Annotated in this window: 21 protein-coding genes and 2 pseudogenes; 13 read left to right on the top strand and 10 right to left on the bottom strand. The window is 66.9% G+C overall.

Features of this window, described 5'->3' with window-relative positions; translation table 11 throughout:
- Position 1: 1 nt before the first annotated feature.
- Positions 2–1,090: an IS3 family transposase gene (locus ACGFIZ_RS32170; protein ID WP_393426470.1), complete on the top strand. Its 1,089-nt coding sequence runs from the start codon at positions 2–4 to the stop codon at positions 1,088–1,090.
- 11 nt (positions 1,091–1,101) lie between these two features.
- Here the strand turns inward: ACGFIZ_RS32170 and ACGFIZ_RS32175 are convergent, their stop codons facing one another.
- The 5 genes from ACGFIZ_RS32175 to ACGFIZ_RS32195 all read right to left on the bottom strand — a co-directional run bounded on the left by ACGFIZ_RS32175 (position 1,102) and on the right by ACGFIZ_RS32195 (position 5,217).
- Positions 1,102–1,395 carry a transposase domain-containing protein gene (locus tag ACGFIZ_RS32175; RefSeq protein ID WP_393426473.1) on the bottom strand — a complete coding sequence of 98 codons (294 nt, stop codon included), beginning with the start codon at positions 1,393–1,395 and terminating at the stop codon, positions 1,102–1,104.
- 735 nt (positions 1,396–2,130) lie between these two features.
- Positions 2,131–2,793, bottom strand: a complete 663-nt coding sequence (locus tag ACGFIZ_RS32180) for an amino acid ABC transporter permease (protein ID WP_393426476.1) — start codon at positions 2,791–2,793, stop codon at positions 2,131–2,133.
- Entirely contained in the window at positions 2,793–3,497 is a 705-nt protein-coding gene (locus ACGFIZ_RS32185) for an amino acid ABC transporter permease (protein WP_393426479.1), read from the bottom strand. Before ACGFIZ_RS32185 ends, ACGFIZ_RS32180 begins: the two co-directional genes overlap by 1 nt.
- Positions 3,498–3,516: 19 nt before the next feature.
- Complete coding sequence (locus ACGFIZ_RS32190; protein WP_393426482.1) at positions 3,517–4,371, bottom strand: substrate-binding periplasmic protein; 855 nt, start codon at positions 4,369–4,371, stop codon at positions 3,517–3,519.
- 48 nt (positions 4,372–4,419) lie between these two features.
- Positions 4,420–5,217, bottom strand: coding sequence for an amino acid ABC transporter ATP-binding protein (locus ACGFIZ_RS32195; protein ID WP_393426485.1), 798 nt, complete (start codon positions 5,215–5,217; stop codon positions 4,420–4,422).
- 321 nt (positions 5,218–5,538) lie between these two features.
- Between ACGFIZ_RS32195 and ACGFIZ_RS32200 the strand changes: the two genes are divergently transcribed.
- The 10 genes and pseudogenes from ACGFIZ_RS32200 to ACGFIZ_RS32245 form a co-directional block, all read left to right on the top strand.
- Complete coding sequence (locus ACGFIZ_RS32200; protein WP_393426488.1) at positions 5,539–5,991, top strand: cupin domain-containing protein; 453 nt, start codon at positions 5,539–5,541, stop codon at positions 5,989–5,991.
- Positions 5,988–6,965, top strand: coding sequence for a flavin reductase (locus ACGFIZ_RS32205; protein WP_393426491.1), 978 nt, complete (start codon positions 5,988–5,990; stop codon positions 6,963–6,965). The genes ACGFIZ_RS32200 and ACGFIZ_RS32205 overlap by 4 nt, the downstream gene beginning before the upstream one ends.
- Before the next feature lie 102 nt (positions 6,966–7,067).
- On the top strand, positions 7,068–8,105 hold the full coding sequence (locus tag ACGFIZ_RS32210; protein WP_393426494.1) for an LLM class flavin-dependent oxidoreductase: 1,038 nt from the start codon (positions 7,068–7,070) through the stop codon (positions 8,103–8,105).
- Positions 8,105–9,574 (top strand): aldehyde dehydrogenase family protein, encoded by a 1,470-nt coding sequence (locus ACGFIZ_RS32215; protein ID WP_393426497.1) that lies wholly within the window; start codon positions 8,105–8,107, stop codon positions 9,572–9,574. The genes ACGFIZ_RS32210 and ACGFIZ_RS32215 overlap by 1 nt, the downstream gene beginning before the upstream one ends.
- Positions 9,571–11,202, top strand: a complete 1,632-nt coding sequence (locus ACGFIZ_RS32220; protein ID WP_393426500.1) for an amidohydrolase — start codon at positions 9,571–9,573, stop codon at positions 11,200–11,202. The genes ACGFIZ_RS32215 and ACGFIZ_RS32220 overlap by 4 nt, the downstream gene beginning before the upstream one ends.
- Entirely contained in the window at positions 11,199–11,486 is a 288-nt protein-coding gene (locus ACGFIZ_RS32225) for an NIPSNAP family protein (protein WP_393426503.1), read from the top strand. Before ACGFIZ_RS32220 ends, ACGFIZ_RS32225 begins: the two co-directional genes overlap by 4 nt.
- 9 nt (positions 11,487–11,495) lie before the next feature.
- Positions 11,496–13,352, top strand: a complete 1,857-nt coding sequence (locus ACGFIZ_RS32230; protein WP_393426506.1) for a helix-turn-helix domain-containing protein — start codon at positions 11,496–11,498, stop codon at positions 13,350–13,352.
- Positions 13,353–13,761: 409 nt separating this feature from the next.
- Positions 13,762–14,370 (top strand): TetR/AcrR family transcriptional regulator, encoded by a 609-nt coding sequence (locus tag ACGFIZ_RS32235; RefSeq protein ID WP_393426509.1) that lies wholly within the window; start codon positions 13,762–13,764, stop codon positions 14,368–14,370.
- Positions 14,371–14,385: 15 nt separating this feature from the next.
- A pseudogene (locus ACGFIZ_RS32240) lies at positions 14,386–14,503 on the top strand (IS3 family transposase); the annotation flags it as partial.
- A gap of 42 nt (positions 14,504–14,545) precedes the next feature.
- Positions 14,546–14,787: pseudogene (locus tag ACGFIZ_RS32245) on the top strand (IS3 family transposase); the annotation flags it as partial.
- A gap of 33 nt (positions 14,788–14,820) precedes the next feature.
- On the opposite strand, the gene ltrA reads toward ACGFIZ_RS32245, so the two are convergent.
- The 5 genes from ltrA to ACGFIZ_RS32270 form a co-directional block, all read right to left on the bottom strand.
- Positions 14,821–16,083: a group II intron reverse transcriptase/maturase gene (gene ltrA / locus ACGFIZ_RS32250; protein WP_393426512.1), complete on the bottom strand. Its 1,263-nt coding sequence runs from the start codon at positions 16,081–16,083 to the stop codon at positions 14,821–14,823.
- Between the two features lie 675 nt (positions 16,084–16,758).
- Positions 16,759–17,985 carry a PucR family transcriptional regulator gene (locus ACGFIZ_RS32255; RefSeq protein ID WP_393426515.1) on the bottom strand — a complete coding sequence of 409 codons (1,227 nt, stop codon included), beginning with the start codon at positions 17,983–17,985 and terminating at the stop codon, positions 16,759–16,761.
- Positions 17,986–17,999: 14 nt separating this feature from the next.
- A complete protein-coding gene (locus ACGFIZ_RS32260; protein WP_393426518.1) occupies positions 18,000–18,674 on the bottom strand; it encodes a GntR family transcriptional regulator in 675 nt (224 codons plus the stop codon).
- A 72-nt stretch (positions 18,675–18,746) separates the two neighbouring features.
- Positions 18,747–19,931, bottom strand: a complete 1,185-nt coding sequence (locus ACGFIZ_RS32265) for a CaiB/BaiF CoA transferase family protein (RefSeq protein WP_393426521.1) — start codon at positions 19,929–19,931, stop codon at positions 18,747–18,749.
- Positions 19,928–20,038, bottom strand: a complete 111-nt coding sequence (locus ACGFIZ_RS32270; RefSeq protein ID WP_393426523.1) for an aldehyde dehydrogenase family protein — start codon at positions 20,036–20,038, stop codon at positions 19,928–19,930. Before ACGFIZ_RS32270 ends, ACGFIZ_RS32265 begins: the two co-directional genes overlap by 4 nt.
- A 383-nt stretch (positions 20,039–20,421) precedes the next feature.
- Between ACGFIZ_RS32270 and ACGFIZ_RS32275 the strand changes: the two genes are divergently transcribed.
- Positions 20,422–21,243 carry an HpcH/HpaI aldolase/citrate lyase family protein gene (locus ACGFIZ_RS32275; RefSeq protein WP_393426526.1) on the top strand — a complete coding sequence of 274 codons (822 nt, stop codon included), beginning with the start codon at positions 20,422–20,424 and terminating at the stop codon, positions 21,241–21,243.
- Entirely contained in the window at positions 21,233–22,924 is a 1,692-nt protein-coding gene (locus tag ACGFIZ_RS32280; RefSeq protein WP_393426529.1) for a FumA C-terminus/TtdB family hydratase beta subunit, read from the top strand. The genes ACGFIZ_RS32275 and ACGFIZ_RS32280 overlap by 11 nt, the downstream gene beginning before the upstream one ends.
- Positions 22,925–23,000 lie beyond the last annotated feature (76 nt).

Genomic DNA, 23,000 nt, shown 5'->3' on the forward strand with positions numbered 1-23,000 from the left:
CGTGTGTCAGGGAAACCGACCAGCACGGTTCGGGAAGAGGCCGACAGAAAAGGACCCACACCACGGGCACCTCGCTGGCGGCCCACTTCACTCGGGAAGCGGCCCGCAGAAACGGACCGACCAAGGTCGGAACCGCGCTGCGGGCCGACTTCACGGACCGTCCGTCGCGATGAAGGTCGAGTTCGTCGACTCCCAGCGGGAGCGACACGGTGTCCAGCCGGTCCTGCAGGCGCTCGAAGACACGCCGGCACAGATCGCACCGTCGACCTACTACGCCGCCAAGACCCGCCCCGCCAGCGCCCGCTCGCGACGCGATGAGGAGTTGACCGCGGTGATCGAGCGGATCCACGCGGAGAACTACGGCGTCTACGGGGCCCGCAAGATCTGGCACGAGCTGCACCGACGCGGCGTGCGGGTGGCCCGGTGCACCGTCGAGCGGCTGATGCGTGAGTCCGGGCTGCGTGGGCTGCTGCGCGACAAGTCACCACGCACGACCCGGCCGGCGGCCGAGACCAGCCGCCCTGGCGACCTGGTCAGGCGGGACTTCACCGCGGCGGGCCCGAACCAGTTGTGGGTCGCCGACCTGACCTACGTGCGCACCAGCGTGGGCTGGGTGTACGCCGCGTTCGTCCTCGACGTGTACTCCCGCATGATCGTCGGCTGGCAGGTATCCACGTCGCTCTACACCGACCTGGCTCTCGACGCGCTGAAGATGGCGATCTGGCGCCGCGGGAATCAAGGCGCTGACCTGGGCGGACTCGTTCATCATTCCGACCGGGGAGTCCAGTACCGAGCAATCCGCTACACCCAGCGGCTCGCCGAGGCCGGCGCCGTCGCCTCTGTCGGCTCCAAGGGCGACTCGTACGACAACGCGATGGCCGAGGCGTTCAACTCCCGCTACAAGGCCGAACTCGTCCGCAACAAGGGCCCGTGGCGCGGGCTCGACGACCTGGAGATGGCCACCGTCGAGTACATCGACTGGTACAACAACCGCAGGCTGCACGGCGAACTCGGGCACATCCCACCCGCCGAACACGAGGCACTCCACGCGATGACCCACCCGGTCACCGCACCCCTGAAAACCAGCTAACCAACTCTCCATCAAACCCGGGGCTTGACACTCGGCCGCGTCAGGCACAAGCCGGCCAGGGCCGCGGTCAGCTTCCCCCAGGTCACTCGGTAGGAACAGCGTTCGAGCAGGGCGAGTGCGAGGACGAAGTACACCACGACCCGAGACGGCAGCAGCCGCAGCCGCTTCTCGCGTGTCCCGGTTTCTTCCAGCACCGCGTCGACCAGGTCGAAGTCGATGATCTGGGTCAACTCGCCCAGATGTCCGGGCGCGTGCACACCCCCGGCTACCTCGATCGACCGAGCGATGACAGACTTCTCCTGCAACGGGACTCCTGAAGCATGATCTTCTTGCTCGACACAAGTTGATCTATCAGAAGTCCCGTTCGCGTCTGCAAAGCCCCCTTGACTCACCCATCGATGCCAAACGCAACGGTGTTGATGGTCAAGTGCGCTTGACCACCAGTACGCAAGACACGGCATCGGTGCCGCAAATCTGTGTCCGAGGATCGACTCAAACCGATACCCAACATGAGCTACGCCTGCTGGGCACCATCCCGCTCGGCCGATAGTCACTCTATTTTCAGTCGTCCGCGTCTCACCGGCAGGCTCAGTAGACGTTTCCATCGACGAAGGCGGATAGGAACGCCAGCGGTCTGGTGTGCCCGCCGCACGGCTGCTGCGGCGGGCCATTCCCGGGCCGCAAGCCGCTGAACGAGTTGTGCGGGATCAGATGCCGGGAGGAAGCGCCGTGTCCCGTCGGCCAAACTGTGTCACCGACGGCCCCTGTGGGGTCCAAAACTTGGTCACCGGTTTTGACCTGGGCGGATCTAGCTGTTCTGCCCATGTCAGCGCTCGTGCACCGGCCTGAGCGGGGCGTTCGCCACGCCCCCCACCCACGCCATTACTGGTCATCAGGTGAACAGCCAGCAGGCGTGCGGCGATGCCCTCGTCCGGTCCGGACGAGGGCATCGCCTGGGGGTTGCCCGCGCGCGGCCGGAGCCGGTCGTCGGGCGGTCACGACAAGGCATGTCGGGTGGTCGTACCGGAGGCGCCACCGGGCTAGGAGAACAGCGGCATGGTCTGCCGGGCGGTCCGCTTGCGCCATCGGCCCTCGGCGGCCTTGACCAGGAAGGTAAGCGGGATGGTGAGCATCAGGTAGGTGACGGCCAGCGCGACGACCACGGGCAACACGTCGTAGGTGCGGTCCATCACCGAGCGGCCGGTGTACAGCAGCTCCGGCAGGCCCACCGCCGCGGCGATCGCGGTTAGCTTGGTCAGCGCGACGAACATGTTCAGGCTGGGCGAGGTCAGCGCCGACACCAGCTGGGGGAAGATCACCTTCCGGTACGTCTGGCTGGCCGTCAGCCCCAACGAGTACGCCACCTCGAACTGGCGCGGCCCCACCAGTTGGACGCCGGCCCGGACAGCCTCGGCCCAGAAGCCGGCCTGGGTGATGCCCAGCGCGAGGATTGCCGCCGTGTACGGGGTCAGCTCGATCCCGTGCGCCGTGATGCCGTAGAAGAGCAGGTAGATCATCAGCAGCTCTGGCAGGCTGCGCAGGACGGTGCTGACGAGGAACTGCGTCTCGCGCAGCCCGCGGTGCCGGCTGAGGCCGGCCAGGCCGAGCCCGGTGCCGATGATGGTGCCCAGCAGCCAGGCCGCCGCGCTGACGAAGATCGTTACCGGCAGCGCCTCGGTGATGAGGCGGACGTACAGGTCCATCAGCCACCCGCCCCCGTGACGGCCGGTTCGCCGGTGGGCCGGGTCCGGTCTGCCGCCGGCCGCGTCCGGCGCTGCCCCGGGCGGCCTTCGGCGAGCCGCGCCAGGTAGGACACCGGGATGTTGATGGCTAGGTAGATGACACCGACGAGCGCGTACACCTCGAGCGGGCGGAACGTTTCGATCATGAGCTGGTTCGCGTGGAGCGTCAGCTCGGGCACGGTGATGATGGAGGCCAACGCACTACCCTTGACGATGTAGATGAATCCGTTGACGGCATGCGGCAGGGCCGGCCGCTGGACCCGGGGAAGGATCACCAGGCGTAGCGCCTGCCGGCGCCGCATCCCGAAGCTCGCCGCTGCCTGCCACTGTCCGATCGGGACGGACTGCAGCAGCCCCTTGAAGACCTCCGCGAGGTACGCGGCTTCGTTGAGGACGATGGCGATCACCGCCACCTCGAAGGCGTCCAAGCCGAGATTTGAGAGCTTGGGGCCGAACCCGAAGAACAGCGCCGCCAGGAGCACCGGCAGTGGGATGCTGCGGAACACCTCGACAAAGGCTGCGGACAGCCAGCGGATCCACCGGCGCGGGCTTATCCGCGCCACGGCGAGCGGTACGGCGAGGACGAAGGTCAGCGCGGTACTCAGGGCGACCAACTGGAGGGTCGTCCACAGACCCTCCAGCAGGAAGTCGAGCCAGTCAGACATCAGCAGAGCCAGTCAGCCGTCAGGAGCAGTGCTGTGTCGGGCGCTGCGCCGGGGGCGCGTACTCGGCACCGCCGACACCCCATTGTTCGAGCTGCTTCTGCCATTCACCGGAGTCCACGAGCTCCTGGTAAACCTGGTCGATAGCGTCGGCAAGCCCGGGGTTGTCGCAGTTGACGTACTCGTAGGTGGCGGACTTCGCCACGTTCGGCGGCAGCGAGAAGTCGCCGTCGTCGAAGGTGTGCAGAGTCAGTTCCGGGTGTGACTTGATGATGCCGGGCGCGGTTCCGGTCGAGCCCATGAAGGCGACCATTTGGCCGCCCAGCACCGCCTGCGACGCCTCGGCGTACGACGGGAAGAGCTTGACGTTCTCCTTCCCGTAGTAGGTGAAGAGGTACTGGTTGTACGAGAAGCCGTTGACCGAGGCGATCGGCTTGCCCTTGAGGCTGTCGATGTTCTCGTACGCCATGGTCTTGAGCGTCAACGCACCGAGCCGGTCGGTGATGTTCGGCCGGGTGTAGAAGACCTGCTTCGCCCGGTCCTCCGTGTAGTAGATGCCGGTGCCGACGTCCGCCCGGCGCTGACGCACGGACAGGATCTGAGAGGCGAACTCGGTCGGCATGGGGGTCAGCTTCAGGCCGTACTTCTCGGCGACCTTGGTGAGCAGGAACCCTTCGTACCCCTCGAGTGCGCCGTTCTGGCCGGAGGCGATCTTCGGCAGGTAGCTCTCGGAGTAGGTGACCGTGAGCTGACCGGGCTTGATCACCTTGAACGGCAGGTCGTTCGTGCCGGCCTCGTCCGATCCGCCGCAGCCTGATACCGCCAGTAACCCGGTGAGCGCGACTAGGGCGCCCAGCCGCCGCGCATGGCGCTTCACACGACCTTTGATTCTCATCGATGCATCAACTCCCTGGGATGGTGCCGGTCAGATTCCTGGAACGGAATCCGTCAGACGGCCCGAGCGCGACAGCGCCTGGAGGAACCGCTGGGTCCGTTCGTGTCGTGGGCGTTCGAAGATTTCGTCCGGCGTGCCGGTTTCGACGATCTGTCCGTGGTCCATGACCACCACCCGGGTCGCCACCTCGCGCGCGAAGCGCATCTCGTGGGTGACGACCAGCATGGTCGCCCCGGACAACGCGAGCTCGCGCATGATCTCAAGCACCTCGCCGACCATCTCCGGGTCCAGCGCCGATGTCGGCTCGTCGAAGAGCAGCACCTCCGGCTCCATGGCCAGTGCGCGAGCGATCGACACCCGCTGCGCCTGGCCGCCGGAGAGTGTCGCGGGACGGGCCGAGGTGAAGTCGCGCAGGCCGACCCGGTCCAGCAGCGAGCGGGCGGTCTCGTTTGCCACAGCCCTGCGCACCCCCCGGACCTGGACCGGGGCCAGCGCTACGTTGTCGAGCGCGGACAGATGGGGAAAGAGCTCGAAGCTCTGGAACACCATCGCGGTACGGCTGCGCAGCCTGCGCAGGGACTCGGAGCGGGCACGCGACCTGTGCGCAAGCGGGAAGTACTGGACCCCGCCGACGGTCAGCGTGCCGGAGTCAGGCATTTCGAGAAGGTTGCAGCAGCGCAGCAGCGTGGACTTGCCGGATCCGCTGGGCCCGATGATGCATACGGTTTCACCCGCGTTGACGGACAGGGAGACGTCGTTCAGTGCGACGAATGACCCGTACGACTTGCGGATCGCCTCCAGGGTGACCACCGCCTGCGTCTGCTCCATACGCTCCCGCCTCATCGCTTCGCCCGGCGTGCCGTCCGGTGTGTCGCGGCTCTCTGATAGGGGGCGAGTCTAGGTGAGGCAGGGGGTCACGCACCTGGCTGTAAGACAGGACACATCCGGCCGCTATTCCTAACATCCGCAGGAACACAGGGGCAGGCATACCTCTTCGTCCGGTATCACCTACGCCGGCGTTGACCAGCCATCTATTAGAGCGGACAGCAAACGCCGGGCTCCGTACGGTTCGTATGAAGCGTCTATCTCCCTTACCTCCTAACGTGGGTGCTCGCCCGCTGGCGGCGCGACAGGCATGGGAGGCTACAGATGGCCGGATCGACGGTCGACGAGGTGGGTCGGGAGCTGTCAGTCTTCCGCCGGGCCACCGCGGACCTGCGCCCGAGCAGCAACGAGATCTTCGAGGGCGGGCAGGTCGGTTCGTGCGACGTCGCGGAGATCGCCGCAGCCATTACCGCGATGCGGGCGGTTCCGGTCCGATCCGCCCTCGTCCGCTTCGATCCCGGTGCCCGGACCCGGCTGCACACCCACGCTGGCGACCAGATCCTGATCGTCACCGAGGGCCGGGGACACATCGGGCGGCTGGGCCGCGACATCCCGGTGGATGTCGGCGACGTGGTGGTCGTACCCGCCGGTCTCCCGCACTACCACGGCGCCGGCCGCGATACGCCGATGGCGCACCTGACGGTGCTGTTCGGTATGCGCACCGATCTGGCCGGCGGGCACTCGCACTGGCCACCGGCCGAAGGAGATGACTCGTGAACGACCCCCTGCTCTTCCGGCGCACCATGGGCCGCTTCCCGACCGGCGTCACCGTGGTCACGACCCGCGACGCCGCCGGGCGGCCGTGGGGCATGACGGCGAACTCGTTCACGTCGGTGTCGCTGACGCCGCCGCTGATCTCCCTCTGCATCGACCGCAGGGCGGGCAGCTTCTCCGCGTTCTCGCAGTGCCGGACGTTCGGCGTCAGTATCCTCGCTGAGCACCAGCGGGACCTGGCGGTACGGTTCGCGACGCCACTCGACGACAAGTTCACCGGCGTCGCGACGCGGGAGGAGCACCCCGGGGCGATCCTTCTGGCCGAATCGGCCGCCACCCTGATCTGCTTCGTACACTCCCGGGTCGACATCGGAGACCACGTCATGCTCGTTGGCGCGGTCCAGGACTGCACGCTCGGGCACCACCCGCCACTCGGCTACTGCGACGGGTCCTTCTTCACGACCTCCGGCAGTGTCGACACGTCATTGGGAAAGACGCGGCCCGGTCGACAGATCCTCGTCGGCTGGCTCGTCGAGTACGAGGCCAGGATCCTGCTTTCCCGGGACGGGGCCACCGGCAAGTGGCGCCTGCCGGTGGGGCCGCTGCAGGCCGGGCCGACCATGTCCGAGGCGCTGACCGGCACGTCCCAGGTTCTGATGAATCAGGTCATCGAGCCGGAGTTCCTTTACTCGGCGATCGACCTCAGCGAGTCGGAGACCTGCCACGTCTACCGGGCCCGGCCGAGCGTCCTGCCCCACCAGACGCCGGACCTGCGCCTGTTCGCCGAGGACGACATCCCGTGGTCAGGGCTGTCCCACTCGTCGATGGAGGTGATCCTCCGTCGGTACTTCGACGAGCGGGTCAGCGACCGCTTCGGCATCTTCCTGAACCTGGGCGCCGGCCGCATCGCCAAGATCGAGCACGAGTCCCCGTGGACCGACGACCACGCCGGGGAGTACGAGCGCTCCACGTCGTAGATAGAACACGATCCCGTGGAGTCATCTTCCGCTGAATAGCCCGAAGAGAAGCAGCTGAGACGCCCCTATCCTCACAGGAAAGCTACTAGAGATCGGATCGGCATGGACCTCGGACTCTTCCTTTCGTACCAGGCGAACAATGACGATCAGTACTCCGGAATCTACGACCGCATGCTGGCGTACGCCGTGGCGGCGGACCGGGCGGACTTCTCCCGCATCTGGGTCCCGGAGCACCATCTCGTCCAGTTCCTGCCCGCACCCTCAGCGCTGATCCAGGCCGCCGCGATCGCCCAGCACGTGCAGTGCCGGGTGGGCACGGCGGTGGTGGTGCTGCCCTACCACGCGCCGATTCAACTCGCCGCCGAGGTCGCGGCAACCGACCACCTCACCAACGGCCGGCTGGACTTCGGCGTGGCGCGCGGCGCGTACAAGTACGAGTTCGACATCTTCGGCATCGACTTCGCCACCAGCCTGCCGCGCTTCATCGAGGTGCTGGACTCGGTACGCGCGCTCTGGCTCAACGACGAGACCGGCGCCTCGTTCAAGGGCGAGTACGTCAACTTCGAGGGCGCGTACGTCTGGCCGCGCCCCCGCCAGCTCCCCCATCCGCCGATCTGGCTCGGCGCCCAGGCGCCCGCAGCCGTCGAGGACGCCGCCGCCCGGGGCTACCACGTCCTCAACTCGCTCTTCCTCTGGGACGACGCCCACGCGTCCAAGGTCATCGAGTCGTTCAAGCGTGGGCAGGCGAGGGCGGGCCTCACCGGCCAGACCCAGCTCGGCCTCACCCGTTACGCATTCGTCGTCGACGACGAAGCCGAGGTCGAACCCCGGCTCCAGGAGATCCTGGAGGGCTGGCGCATCCACCGGCAGTTGCACGACTTCACCCAGAACGCCGACCCGCGCGGAGTCGTCAAGCCGGTGCCCGGCCCCGACGAGCCGAGCCTGGACGATCTGCGCCGGACCCTGTTGGTGGGCACCCCCGACCAGGTGCGCGAGAAGATGCGGTTCTACCGCGATGCCGGGGTCGACATCCTCAACCTGAACCTGACGTTCGGTGCCCCGCAGGACCTGACGCTGCGGTCGATCAAGCTGTTCGGCGAGATCGCCGCGTCGCTTTCCGAGTCCAGGGTGGCTGCCTGATGCGGCTGCACCCGGATTTGCCCGAACATCTGCTCGGCAGGCTGATCCTCGGCTGCGCAGTGATCGACGTCGACCGGGACGACCTGGCCGAGAACGAGAGTCCGGCAGGGGCCGCCCGCTGGCCGGTCGCGGTCGCCTCGCCAGCGCACGCCCTGCAGGCCCTAGACGCGGCAGCTGCGGCGCAGCCCGACTGGGCCCGGACATCTCTGGCCGACCGGGCATCCGTGGTGCGCGGCTATCGCGCCTTCCTCGACGCCGAGGCGGAGTCGCTGGCCCGCCTGATCGTGCTGGAGAGCGGCAAGACCATCACCGACGCCCGGCTCGAGGTGGCGATCGCCGGGGCCGTGGTGGACGAACTGCTGGCCTGTGCCCCGGCGGCCGTCGGCGCGCATGAGGACGGTGACCAATCCGTACGGGTCACCACCCGCCGGGCACCGGTCGGGCCGGCACTGCTCATCACGCCGTGGAACTTCCCGCTCACCATGGCCAGCCGGAAGGTGGTGTCCGCGCTGCTGGCCGGCTGCACCTTCATCCTCAAGCCGTCCGAGCGGACCCCGCTGACCGCGATGTATCTGGTGGACGCACTGCTCAAGGCGGGGCTGCCCGACGGCGTCGGCTCGGTCGTCCCGTCGCACCGGTCTGCCGAGATCCTGGCCGGGCTGACCGGGGACCCGCGGCTACGCAAGATCTCGTTCACCGGGTCGACCGCGGTGGGTCGCAAGATCCTTCAGGCCAGCACCACGCACTTCCAGCGCGTCGGTCTGGAGCTGGGCGGCAACGCGCCGGCCGTCATCTGCCCGGGCGCCGACCTCGCAGCGGCGGTCAGCACGATCTGGAACGCCAAGCTCTACAACAACGGGCAGGCCTGCACTGCGCCCAACCGGGTGCTGGTGCCCGAGTCCGCCGCGGCCGACGCGTTCGAGCTCTTCCGCGCCGCCGCCACCGCGACCACCGTCGCCGACCCGTGGGCGGAGTCGGCCCGCCTCGGCCCGGTGATCAGCGAGGCCGCCGCGGACCGGCTGCGGCACCTGGTCCAGGCCCCGCACGGCGGCACGGTGGTCACCGGCGGCATCGAGCCCGGCACGCCCGGCGCCAGCGTCGCCGCGACCGTGGTGCTGGCGCCCGACCCGGGCTCGGGTGTCTGCGTCGAGGAGCTCTTCGGCCCGGTGCTGCCGGTGGTCGCCTACCCCGACGACGATCTCAGCGCGGCCCTGGCCCTGGCGAACTCCACCGAGTACGGGCTCGCGTCCTACGTCTTCGGCGACACCGCACAGACCGATCTGGTCGCGGCCGGCCTCGACGCGGGCATGGTGGCAGTCAACCGGGGCAGCGTCTCGCACCCCAAGGCCGCCTTCGGCGGCGTGAAGCACTCCGGTTTCGGCCGGGAGAACGGCGTTGAGGGGCTCCGCGAGTTCCTCGAGATCAAGACGATCCTGGGTCCCGTACCAGCACAGGAGCCCGCACAGTGAACATCACACCCGGCAGCATGATCATTTCGTCCCGGCGGATCCTGACCATGGACGCCACGGACACCGTCGTCGAAGGGTCCGTGGTGATCCGCGACGGCCGGATCAGCCAGGTCCTACCGGCCGGCGCCGCGCTCCCGGCCGACCTGGCCGTGACCGACGTGGGCGACCGGCCGGTCCTGCCTGGTTTCGTGGATCCGCACGTGCACATCGAGATGGCGGCCACCGCGATGTGGGGTGCGGTGGACTGCCACGCCCCGCCCTGCGGGAGCATCGAGGAGCTGATCGAACAGCTCCGCGCGCACGCCCACCTGCGCGAGCAGCGCGGCGGGTGGCTGGTCGGCCAGGGTGGCCTGTTCGCCGGCCGACGCTTCGCCGAGCAGCGCCTGCCCACCCGCGAGGACCTCGACCGGGTCAGTACCACCTTCCCGGTGGTGGTGCGCTTCGGGGCGCACGTGACCGTGGTCAACAGTCACGCGCTGTCGCTGGTCGACGTCGATAGCCTGCCGGAGACCGGCGACGCGTACATCGGGCGGGACGCGAGCGGCCGGCCAAACGGCGAGTTGCACGAACTGTTCTACGCCCTGCCGATCCCGGCCATGACCGACGCCGAACTGTCCGAGGCCATCGAGGAGACCGCCGAGCGGTACCTGACCCGGTACGGGGTCACCACGGCCGGCGAGATCACCAACAGCATGCCCGGCGTACGGCGGCTGTCCGAGCTGGCGGGTACCGGCCGGTTGCCGGCATCGGTGGACGCCTTCGTGTGGGCGCCCGGCACGCTGTCGTTGGAGGAGCTGTTCGCGCAGCGCCGCGCCGGCCAGCTCGACGACCCGGTCAACCCGGGCTTCCGGTACCGGGGCATCAAGATCTTCGTCGACGGCGGGTTCTCCGCCGCCGGCGCCGCCGTCCTGCGGCCGTACGCGCAGTTGCGGGGCGGCGTCCCCCAGTCCGGCCGAATGGCGTACACCGTCAACGACCTCACCGACCTGATCCGCACCACCGACGACCTCGGCCTGCAGCTCACCGCGCACGTCAACGGCGAACGCGCGCAGCGCGAGCTGTGCCGGGCGGCAGTGCACGCACGCGGCGGCACGACCGGGCACCTGCCGGTCCGCCTGGAACATGCCGGGAACGTGCTCACCGACGACGCGACCCTGGAGCACTGGCACCGCGCCGGCGCCGTCCCCGTGCCGCAGGCCGGGTTCATCTACACGATGGGCAGCTTCATCCCCGAGTCGATGGGCAAGTACGCCCTTCCGGCCATGTTCCGCTTCCGCGACCTGATCGACCGGGGCTGGCGGATCTGTTCGAGCTCGGACGGTGCCGGCTCCGAACTGCTCCAGTTCAACCCGCTGTTCGGCGTGCAGTGCGCGGTCACCCGCCGGTCGTGCATCAGTGAGGAGGTCAACCCCGATCAGCGGATCACGGTGCTGGAGGCGCTGGCGATGCACACCTCGTCCGCGGCCGCCGCGATGGGCCTGGCCGACCGGGGATCGATCGAGGCCGGCAAGCGTGCCGACCTGGTGGTGCTCGCGTCGGACCCGCGCGACGTCGCACCAGAGGTGATCTCCACGATCGCGGTGGACACTGTCACGGTGAACGGCACGGTGGTCCGGAGGTACAGGTGATCGCCGAGTTCCGCACCTACAAGTGTGCGGCGGCCGACCTCGATCGGCTGGCGGCGCGGCTGCGCGCCGCCGCCGTACCGGTGCTGGCGGATCTCGGCGCGCAGGTGCACGGCCCGTGGACGCGGACGCGAACCGGGGAAGGGGAAATGTTCTACGTCGTCCACTGGCACGACACGGCACACATGGAACGGGGTTGGCTACAGTTCGCCAGGGACTCCCGCTGGATCGAGGCCAAGAGAAGTCCGATTCCGGTCACCATCAGCCGGGACGTCTGGTCCGTGTGAGGCGGAAAGATGACGCTGGAGGGTACGGTGGCTTCGAGGAGCGCGGGTGGCGACACCGACACGGTGGAGCTGCTGCAGAGCCTGCGCCGGATGGCGACCAGCGTCAACTCCGACCTCAAGCTGGACAGCGTGCTGCAGACCGTGGTCGACGCCGTCTGCGACCTGACGCTGTGGCAGATCTGCTGGATCGACGTGGTCGACGTAGCCGCCAACCAGGCCGAGGTGGTCGCGCGGCGGGACAAGCTGGAATACAGCGCAACCGGGCGGCAGACCCGCTGGACCCTGGACGGCATACCCGCGCTGGACGCCGTCACCAGCGGTGAGCCCGTCGTCATCGCCGACGCGCAGAACCAGCGACGCTACGCGGCGTACGCGGCCGACGCCCGGCACCGGGGCTACGTCTGCGGCGTGGTCCTGCCGTTGGCCGCCCCAGACGTCGACGGGCGGCCGATGGTGCTGTGCGTCCAGAGCGACCACCACCTGACCGGGGACCCGCACCAGTTGCCGTTCCTGCGCACCGTGGCCGAGCTCGCGTCCCTGGCGGTCCGCAACGCACGTCAGGCCGCTGCGGCCCAGGCGGCGATGAACACGATGGCCCGGGGCCAAGCCATGCAGGCGTCGGTGCTGGAGGCGCTGATCCGGGGCGAGAGCTCGGCCACGGTGTATGACCTCGTCCAGTCCATGACCAGCGAATCCATGACCATCCTCGACGGCGACGCCCGAGTGGTCTACAGCGGCACCAGCCCGGATCCCGAGCGGTACGACACCGCCGCCTGGACCGGTATGGCCGGTGACGTCGCCCGCGCCGCCGTCAAGGCCATCAAGCTGGACGAGCACGAACAGGTGGTGCCGCAGAGTCCGGTCCGGATCGACCCGCTCGACGAGCGCGACGCGTGGCTCCGGGTCACGCAAATCGCCAATGGCGCGAACGTGTTGGGCATCGCAGTGTTCCTGCGCACGTCGGCCGCAACGTACGAGCCGACGCATCCGCCGCTGTCCCAGCTCCGGTCCGCCGTCACCGCGGTGCTCATGCGTGACTTGATCCGGCACCAGACCGAGCAAGACCTGGGGGTCGGCATCATCGACCCGCTGCTCTCCGGCGAGTGGACCCGCCGAGAGGACCTGCTGGTCCGCGCCTCGTCGCTGGGCCTGCCGCTGGAGCAGCCCATGCACCTGGTCGCCGTACGGGCGCAGCCGGCACCGGCCGTCTCCGAGTGGGAGTCGCTCATCCGGTCGCTCCGACCAGTGACCGGCCAGTGGCGCGGCTCGTTGACGGTGCGCGCCGGCGCGGGGCTGGCCGTGCTCATACCGGCCGACTCCGTACGCGAGGGCCAGCGGCTGACCAATGGCCTGCACGCCCTGCGTACCCGGGCGGAGCAGGTGCTCGGCAAGGACGTCACGGTCGGCCGGGCCGGGCCATGCGTCGAGCTGGAGCAGTACCCACGGGCGTGGCGGGAGTGCGAGTTGGCGGTCGAGTTGGCCGAGCGGCTCCAGCAGTACGGGGTGGTCCACCTCGACGACTTCGGCGCGTACCGTTTCCTGCTGGCCGCCTCGGCCGCGGAGGACGTCAACGACTTCATCGACAAGATCATCGGAAGGTTGCTGGCGTACGACCGCGAACACCGTACCCAACTCCTCGACACCGCCGAGCGATTCGTGTCGTGCGGCGGCAAGTACCAGGAAACCTCGGTCAAGCTGCACGTGCACGTCAGCACGCTGCGGTACCGGCTGGAACGGATCACCGAGCTGATCGGCCGCGACCTCAACGACGAGGAGGCGCGGTTCGAGATCATCCTCGCGACGCGCCTTTACCGGTTGAGGTCGGCCGCGCTACGCGCCCGCGCCACCGAACGGCCTGCGCAATAACCCCGCTGACAGCCGGCCCCGCCGGCCGACGCCGGCGTGTGGCATCGACTGTATGAGGTGTAGTAGAGCCCTACGCCTGCCCAGAACTTCGTCTGGCCTGGTGGCGGGGGCCTTCTTCCGGAGAGCTTCGTAGACCTTGATCCGGGTGCGCTCTGCGTGGTGGCACGGCGGGATAGCCGGCGACTGTCAACGCCGGTTGAACTTTGACCCTGTCAAGCCCCGGGTTTGATGGAGAGTTGGTTAGTCAGTTCCTTGTCGGCGAGATTCCGGACGACCTCGATCAGATCGGCGCTCTCGTTGGTCGGCATGACGCGTGATGCTGGCATCGCACATCCTCTGAGTACGGGTATGAGTACTACAATATCGGCTATAGTACTCTCCATGATCACGCTGCCGTAGAGTCAGTGCCATGCCATCGCATGAGAGGTTTCGCACTCGCCGCGAGAAGATGTTGGGTCAGCTCCGCGAGTTGTTCCTGGCCGAAGGGTTCGCGTCGTTCAGCATCGGCGATCTGGCCGAACGGTTCCGGTGTTCGAGGAGCACCCTGTACGCCGTGGCGCCCAGCAAGGAGCAGATCGTGGTTGCGACCGTGCGCTCGTTCTTCAAGACCGCGGCGGAGCGCATCGAGACCCGGGTCGCAGCGTCGGCTGATCCAGCGCAACAACTGGCGATCTATCTGGAGTCGGTGGCGTCTGAGCTCCAGCCAGCGTCGGCCACCTTCTTTGCGGACCTGGCCGACTTCGGCCCGGCCAACGAGGTGTACCAGGAGAACACCCAGTACGCCGCCCGGCGGGTCCAAGACCTGGTGACCCAGGGAGTCAAGGCCGGTGTGCTCCGCCCAGTGCACGCTTCGTTCCTAGGAGCCGCGGTGGCCGAAGTGATGGGCTCCATCCAGCGGGGAGCGATTCAGGAGGCCACCGGACTTGACTCCGCACAGGCGTACCGGCACCTGGCCGACCTGGTCATGACCAGCCTGGCAGATCCGAAGAAACCAGCGCATGAGCGGAGGGCGACATAGTGGCTGTGGTTACCGCGCGGCTCCTCGATGGCCTCCAAACCGGTGGCGTTCCTGCTCGCCGACCTGGGCGTGACCAAGTCCCACAGCCGGCCGCACTGCTGCCAATGACAACCCCTACTCCGAGGCGCAGTTCGCAGAACACCCGGGCGTCCTCGATCGAGCCGAACCGGACCGGTTCTTCCGCTGGTACGCCCACGAGCACCGCCATTCGGGATCGGACTACATGCTCCCGCCGATGTCCACTACGGCCGCGCGCACGCGATCCGCGAGGCCCGCGGGCGGGTCCTGGACGCCGCCTACCAGGCCAGCCCCGAGCGGTTCGTCCGCAAGCCACCCGAGCCGCCGAAACTGCCCGAAACCGCCTGCCGAGTAGCCGGGGGGAATCTCACCCCCCGGCCCTCACAGATCCGTGCGTAACAGTCTCCCGTTACACGGCTCTTGCCGTCCTGATCACCAGGCCGATGACGCTGTCCCGGTCCACTTCCACTGCGCGAACATGCGCGGGTATCGCTTGGCGATCTCCTGCATCTTCTGAATGGCCTTCTTCAGCGCCGCCAGCCGCTTGTATTTCCGGCGGATCCATCGCACCAAGTAGGCGTTGATGCGCATCAGCAGGGGCGACATCGCCGACCGGTAGAACCGGCCGTAGTAGTTCATCCAGCCCGCCACGATCGGATTGATCCGCTTGGCGAGCTCCACGAAGGAGAGATCAGAACGCGTGTGGAGATGCCAGCTACGGATCTCCCCACCGATCTTGTTCCGGGCGTCCTTGCTGATCGCGGGCAGGAACGACGTGAAACGCCGGCCGTTCCTGTCCTGTGCCTTGCGCGCGCGGAACGTGTACCCGAGGAAGGTGAACTCAGTGTGCTCATACGAGCCACGCCGCCCGCCGTCCTTGCAATACACGATCTTGGTCTTGTCGGGGTGCAACCGCAACCCGACCTCGTCCATCCTGTCCGTGAGCGCCGCCAACACCTCTCGGGCCTCACGCTCACTGACGCAGTGCACAACCGCATCATCGGCATAGCGTTCGAACTGGACACCCGGATACTCCCGAGCAAGCCAGGCATCAAACGCATAGTGCATGAACAGGTTCGCGAGCACAGGCGAAACCGCAGACCCCTGAGGGGTTCCGCGGTCGCGCTGCTGCAAGGTTCCGTCGGGCAGTTGCAGCGGCGCATGCAGCCACCGCTTCACATACAAAACCACCCAGACGGCGTCGGTGTGCGCCTCCACAGCCTTGACGATGAGGTCCCATCGCACGCTGTCGAAGAACTTCTGGACGTCGAGATCAATCACCCAGTTCCTTCGCCAGCAGCGCTCCCGGCACCTCTGCACCGCATCCAGTGCCGACCGGCCTGGCCGATACCCATAGGAGTCCTCGTGGAACACAGGCTCCAACCGCACTCCCAGATGCCTGGCCACGACGGTCTGCGCAACCCGGTCAGCCACGGTAGGCACACCCAAGATCCTTACCCCACCACCGTGAGGCTTGGGAATCTCAACCGCACGCACCGGCGGCGGAAAATACGTCCCCGACGACATTCGATTCCAGATCTTGTACAGGTTCCCCTGCAGGTCCTTCTCGAACTCGGCGATGGACTCCCCATCCACACCCGGCGCACCCTTGTTCGCCCTGACTCCTTCGTAAGCCTCCCAAACCTCCCGCTTCGAAATCTCAAACGACTTCCCTGACGACTTCAACTTGCCCACCGATTCCTCCCGGAGAACATCCGGTTGATCAAATGCGCTCAGTCACGAACGACCCGGCCCCTTCGCTCCATCCCCATTACAGGGACTTCACCACTACTACGAGCCGGTCCGCCAGCATGCCCCGCATCAGTACTCGACCCCTCACGGTCTCGGCCGCTTGGGACACTCCCTATCGCCCAGCCCAGCAGAGCTGAGCAGTATCGGGACACGCCTTCTCCTGTTCCACGTGAAAGCAGCAGATCAGGCTCACGTCGTCTACATGCCGGACACCACCTGGCCAATAAGCGGGCACCCGCCAGGCTCATCCCGGAGACTGATCCACTCCCCGGTTTCGATGTCGTCTCATTTGTTACGACACGTCAGCAACGATTCGCTTGCGCTCGTCTTCCCGATCCCCACCTGACGCCTCTTACGACGCCTTTTCCCCATCGCTCACCACGACGGTCTTCAACCAACGCAGCATGAGGCGGTTTGAAGCCTCCCCCCACAGGGCGACTTCGAAGGGCCAACCTTCATCTTCCACGCAGCACCGCATCAACCAGCTCTACCTACACAGAGCCCCTCTCAGCGTTCAGGACACAAGGATCAACAAGCCCGAGAACAAGACGAACCGGCTCAGTAGTTTGCTCAAGAACGTGTCTCAGAAGGGTTGACAGGTTCCGTACAGCTCCCCGGTCAGAAGTCGTCAGCCGCGTGGTCGAGGCGAACCATAGGCGCAAGCCTCAACGCGAGCCAGAGCGGAAGGTCTCCGACTTCGGTCGGCCGACCGCGGACCTTCTCGAACTTCTTGAGCCGTTGCGTCACCGTGTTTGGATGCAAGTGGAGCTGGCGGGCGGTCCGCGTCGGGCTGGCTCCGGTTTCCAAGAAGACCTGGACTGTCTGGATCAGGTCGAGACCGGCCGGCCACTGGTGGAGTAGAGCGCCGAGTTGCCGATGAACCAACCGTCGCGCTGCCTGGTGGTCCTGAAGCGCCAGCGTCTCGGCCTCGACATCAGGGAAGCACAGCGGCGATGCGGATGGATTGGCCTCCAGCAGAGGCGCGGCACTGAGTGCCTCCTCCCGAACACGTCGGAACCCGACGGCGCCATACTGCTCACTGCTGAGTGCGACCATGGCCCCCTCGGGTGGACGCGACGGCAGGCGTGACCCGAATGCTGTCCAGGAACCTTCGCGCACCGTGACCCACACCAACGCCGACCGGGCACCCAGGGCCAATGCCAGGAATGGACCGCCCAGCATGCTCGCAACATGGGAGACCGCAGCGTCCAATCGACCGGCCGGAAGGTCCGGCGCGGTAGCGACGACAAAGGCGACGTGGGCACAGCTGGCGATCGAGTATCCGAGGAGTTTCTCAGCGTGCGCGACGTCAATGTCTCCAGCGATGAAATTGTCCAGCGTTTCCCGGACTTGGGCACCCTCGCGGTTGCTCAGATGAGCCGTTCTCGTGGAGTAGATCTCGACGACCTGCGCGGTGATGTCCTGGAGGTAGTCGGAGGTCCAACTCATGACGACCTCGAGCAACGCCAGCCGGAGGTCCGCGGACAGCGCCTCGTGGGACTTCGCCCGCACGGCTTCCAGGAACGCCTTCCAGATCTCGACCTTGCCGATCTCGTATGCCATCAGCAGCGACTCCAGCGGTGCGCCGCTGTCCGCCTGAGCGATGACGAGCGCGCGAGCCGGCTTCGGTATCGCCCACCTCCGAGGGCGAGCCACCAAACCAAAGCTCCGGAACGACGGCAGATGTGACATGACAGATGCCCTCAGTAGCGCCCGATCGACGTCATCGGGCACCATCCTCGGAACGCGTTCCGTAAGCAGATCGACCAGACGTTCGAAGACAACATCGCCCTGAGCTTCTATCCACTCGCGATAGAAGCTCCACCGATCTGTCGTCTCCGCCACTCTTGCAGCCGCCTTCAATCGGTGTCCGGATCGAATGGATCCAACACATCCTCGCCGCTAATGCGGCGAGCGATCGGGAGGAACCCGTGAGCGATGTGCGTCTCGACGGCTGCGGCAGCCCTGTCCGGATCGCCAGCGCGCACCGCCTCGAGTATGGCGTGATGCTCCTTCCTGGAGGCTTCAGCACGGTCGGGTGCGCCGATCACGAGATCCCACGGGAATGACGCCCATAGCAAGGCGAGGTGGTCCGACAGCCCAGGGATTCCGCTACGATCATAGAAGTAGAAGTGAAAATCGCGATTCGCCTGCCGAACGCAAAGCTCGTTGCCGGCGGCAGCCGCATCCTCGATCTTGAGAAGTAGTTCCTGTGCCCGCTTGATATCGCGGAGGCTAAACCGGGTGGCGGCACGACGCATGGCATAACTCTCAGTCAGACGACGCACGATATAGGTGGCCTTCACCCGGTCAAGGTCGATCCCTGCAACCCGGGTCCCACGATGCGGCGCTGATACGACGAGACCTTCTGCCTCTAGGAGGCGCAGCGCCTCGCGCACCGGGGTAATGCTGCTGTTGAACCTCTTGGCGAGCTCGTCCTGCGGCAGGCGACTCCCGCGTTCGAGCTCGCCCGAGACGATGAGCCGTCGCAGCCCATCGACAATCACGTCCCGCTTGGTCGCAATGTTTACCACGGTTATCGCTTCGTCCGCCTTAATGAGGCACCATCCGGGCCAGATTATACCCGGCGATGCTCTGGTGTTTGTTCAGAACGTGCCATCTCTCTTGAGAGCACGGATTTCGACGGCGTTGTACCCCAGTTCTTCGAGCAGGTCGTGGGTGTGTTGGCCGACGCTGGGGATCGGTTCCATTCGCGGTTCGCGGCCCTCGACGGTGATCGCGGGCAGCGTCGCCTGGATGGGGCCGGCAGGCGTTCCGATTTCGCGCCACCGACGGCGCGCGGTGAGCTGGGGATGGTCGATGACGTCGGCGACCTCGCGCTGTCGCGCATTGGCGATCCGTGCACTGTTGAGTCGCTCAGCGAAGGTGGCCCCGTCGATCCGAGACAGCTGCTGGTTGATGAGGGTATCGAGCTCGACGCGATTGCTCACTCGGCGGCTGCCGGTATCAAAGCGCGAGTCTTCTGCCAGTTCGGGCATGTCGAGCACGACGTCACAGAACGCCTTCCACTCTCGCTCGTTCTGGATGGACAGCACGTACTTCTGGCCATCGGCGCAGGCGTAGGTGCCGTACGGAGCGATGGCCGCGTGGCTGGTGCCGGTGCGGTTGGGTGCCGCTCCGCCGTATCGCGTGTAGTACAGCGGGTAGCCCATCCACTCGATGAGTGAGTCGAAGAGGCTGATGTCCAGCTTGGTGCCCTCGCCTGTGCGTTCCCGGTCATAGAGTGCGGACAGAATCCCTGCGAACCCGTACATGCCGGCGCCGATATCGGCCGCTGGGATACCGCTCTTGGCGGGTGCATCGTCGCTTCCGGTGACTGAGACCAGTCCGGTCTCCGACTGGATCAGCAGGTCGTAGGCCTTCGCATGGCGGTAGGGCCCACTGGTGCCGTAGCCCGTGATCGAGCAGGTGATGAGCCGCGGATCGCGCGCCCGAAGCGCGTCGGCTCCTAGGCCCAGCCGCTCGGCAGCACCAGGCGCGAGGTTCTGGACGAACACGTCGGCGCGGTCGATGAGCCGGTGCATGACGTCCAGTGCTGGCGGCTGCTTGAGGTCGAGGGCGATGCTCTCCTTCGAGCGGTTGAGCCAGACGAAGTGGCTGGACATGCCAAGGACCGTCTCGTCGTAGCCTCGCGCGAAGTCTCCGCTGCCGGGACGCTCGACCTTGATGACACGTGCCCCGAGGTCCGCCAGCTGACGAGTGGCGAACGGCGCAGCCACCGCCTGCTCACACGAGACAACGGTGACGCCGGCCAGTGGCAGCCCGGTCATCGCGTCCCCACCGCGATGGCCTTGGTCTGACTGTAGCCAGCCAGGCGCTCGAACCCCTTCTCACGGCCGGCCCCGCTGCCCTTCCAGCCGCCGAACGGCAGGTCCACGCCACCACCGGCACCTCGGCGTTCCAGGACAGCACATCGCAGCCGCACCGCTCCCGCGCACCGGCAACGATCTGGGTGACGTCCGTCGTCGCGAACGACGTCGGCGCTTCCTCCGGCAACTTCCATCGGCTTGACCACCCGCTGGGCGCCCTCGAGATCCGGGTCCGCGATCACAACACCGGCCCCGAACTCGGCCAACCGCTCCGCGGGGCTTGCCCAATGCCGCTCGCACCGCCGGTCACGATCGCGACCCAGCCCTGCAGGTCAATCATCTCGATGCTCCTTCGACCCTTGTGCTGGCCACCACGCTAGCCGACACTATGCGTGACAGCAACAGATCATGCATACTTCGTGGATTCATGCCTATCCCGAAGGTGGCGTCTTTGACAACCGATCCGTCCGCGCCGAGCGGAGCTCTCCTCTTCGTACCGGGTGATCGACCTGACCGCTTCACGAAGGCGTCCGCCGCCGGCGCCGACCACGTGATCGTCGACCTCGAGGACGCAGTGGCCGAGGCCTCGAAGCAAGGCGCCCGCCAGTCCACCGCGGCTTGGCTGGCTAGCGGGCGCGAAGCCATCGTCAGAGTCAATGGCGTCGGCACCGCCTGGCACGAACCGGACCTGCGCATGGTCTCCGGGCGTGCCAGCTTCGTCCTGCTACCGAAGTGTGAGGACGCGGGCGCTGTCAGCCGCTTCGTGAGCTCGTGTGACTCCCCCACCTTGGCCCTGATCGAGACTCCGCTCGGGCTCGCGGCTGCCCACGAGATCGCGGCCACCGGAGTTGCCGGCCTGATCTTCGGCAACGTCGACTTCGCCGCCAACATCGGAGTGGATCCGGCGTCACAACCCGCGCTACAGTTCGCTCGCTCTCAGCTGGTCTACGCCAGCGCGGCCGCCGGGCTGCCCGCGCCGATCGACGGCGTCACCACGCGGCTGACCGAGAGCGAGGCGCTCAATGCAGACCTCACGCATGCGCGCGAGCTGGGGTTCGGTGGCAAACTCTGCGTCCATCCCAGCCAGGTCGCACCCACTCAGGTCGCCTTCCTCCCCACCGAGGAGGAGGTCGCCTGGGCCGTCGCGGTACTGGACGCCTCACAGGGCGTGACGGCCGTGGCCGGGCAGATGGTGGATGCGCCGGTCGTCATCCGCGCCCAGTCGATCCTGGACCGGCATCGCAAGAACGACAGGACGTTCGATGGCGACTGAACCTGGACCACTCGCTACGAGGCCCGACTACGACGACCCGGACTTCGACTACACGCCGATCCTGCCCAGAGGCAAGGATACGGTGGAGTTCGTCGCCATCGACGCACCGCCACCGGAGGTGGTCGATCGCTATGGGGACACACTCCTGAAGGTGTCGGACCTCACCCTCACCCGGCTCGCCGACGTCGCGTTCACCCGCGTTTCCCATCAGCTGCGCACCTCGCACCTGGAGCAGTTGCGAAGTATCCTCGACGATCCTGAGGCCAGCGCGAACGACAAGTACGTCGCCACAGACCTTCTCCGCAACGCCGCGATCTCGGCCCAGGGCGTCCTGCCGATGTGCCAAGACACCGGCACTGCGATCGTGTTCGGGCAGCGGGGGTCCCGTGTGCTCACCGACGGACGGGACGCGCGCCATCTCAGCCGGGGCATCCACCACGCCTACAAGACGCTCAACCTTCGCTACTCACAGCTCGCGCCGCTGACCACTTACCGCGAGGTCAACACGGGCAACAACCTGCCTGCACAGATCGAGATCCTGGCCGAGGGCCACGACACCTACGAGTTCCTGTTCATGGCCAAGGGCGGCGGCAGCGCGAACAAGAGCTTCCTGTTCCAGGAGACCCGAGCACTCCTGGACGAGCAGAGACTTCTCTCCTTCCTCACCGAGCGGATCAGTGCTCTCGGAACCGCGGCCTGCCCTCCGTACCATCTGGCAGTCGTCATTGGCGGCCCCTCCGCCGAGTACGCGCTCAAGACCGCGAAGCTGGCCTCTGCCCGGTACCTGGACACACTGCCCACCTCGGGCTCACCCTCAGGCCACGGCTTCCGCGACCTCCACCTGGAAGAACAGATCCTCTCCATCACTCGCCAACTCGGCATTGGCGCACAGTTCGGCGGCAAGTACTTCTGTCACGACGTGCGAGTAGTTCGGCTCCCGCGACACGGAGGCTCCTGCCCCGTGGCGATCGCGGTCTCATGCTCGGCAGATCGGCAGATCCTTGGTCGCATCAGGGCCGAGGGCGTATTCCTGGAGAAGCTTGAGGAGGACCCCTCTCGGTTCCTGCCCGAGGTGACCGATGCCCACATCGTCGGGGAGGTCGTGGCGGTGGATGTTTCAGCGCCTATGACCCAGATCCGAGCCAAGCTGTCGGGACTGGCCGTTGGAACCAGACTGTCGTTGTCTGGTGAACTCGTCGTCGCGCGCGACCTCGCGCACGCCGAGATCAGCGCCCGCTTGAAGGCAGGCGAACCGCTGCCGGGATATCTACGCGACCACCCCGTCTACTACGCCGGCCCCGCCAAGACACCGAACGGGATGGCCGCGGGATCCTTCGGTCCCACCACGGCAGGGCGCATGGACACCTACGTGGAGGAGTTCCAGGCGGCCGGTGGATCGCTGGTCATGCTCGCCAAGGGCAATCGGTCTCAGACGGTGGCGAACGCCTGCCGCCGACACGGGGGCTTCTACCTCGGATCCGTCGGAGGCCCCGCCGCGCGGCTGGCCCAGGACTGCATCAAGAGCGTCGAAGTCATCGACTACAAACACCTCGGCATGGAGGCCGTGTGGAAGATCCGGGTCGACAACTTCCCCGCCTTCGTCGTCATCGACGACCAAGGAAACGACTTCTTCGCCCCAAGGACGCGTGGCCTGCTCCAGATCCAATGCCACGTAGCCTAATTTGATCATGGGGTTGGGCTGGGTCTTTGTGGATGGTCGGCGTGGTGGCGTGACCGGCGGGTCGGGTGCTGGTGTG

Source organism: Micromonospora sp. NPDC048830 (assembly GCF_043198215.1).
GTDB lineage: Bacteria > Actinomycetota > Actinomycetes > Mycobacteriales > Micromonosporaceae > Micromonospora.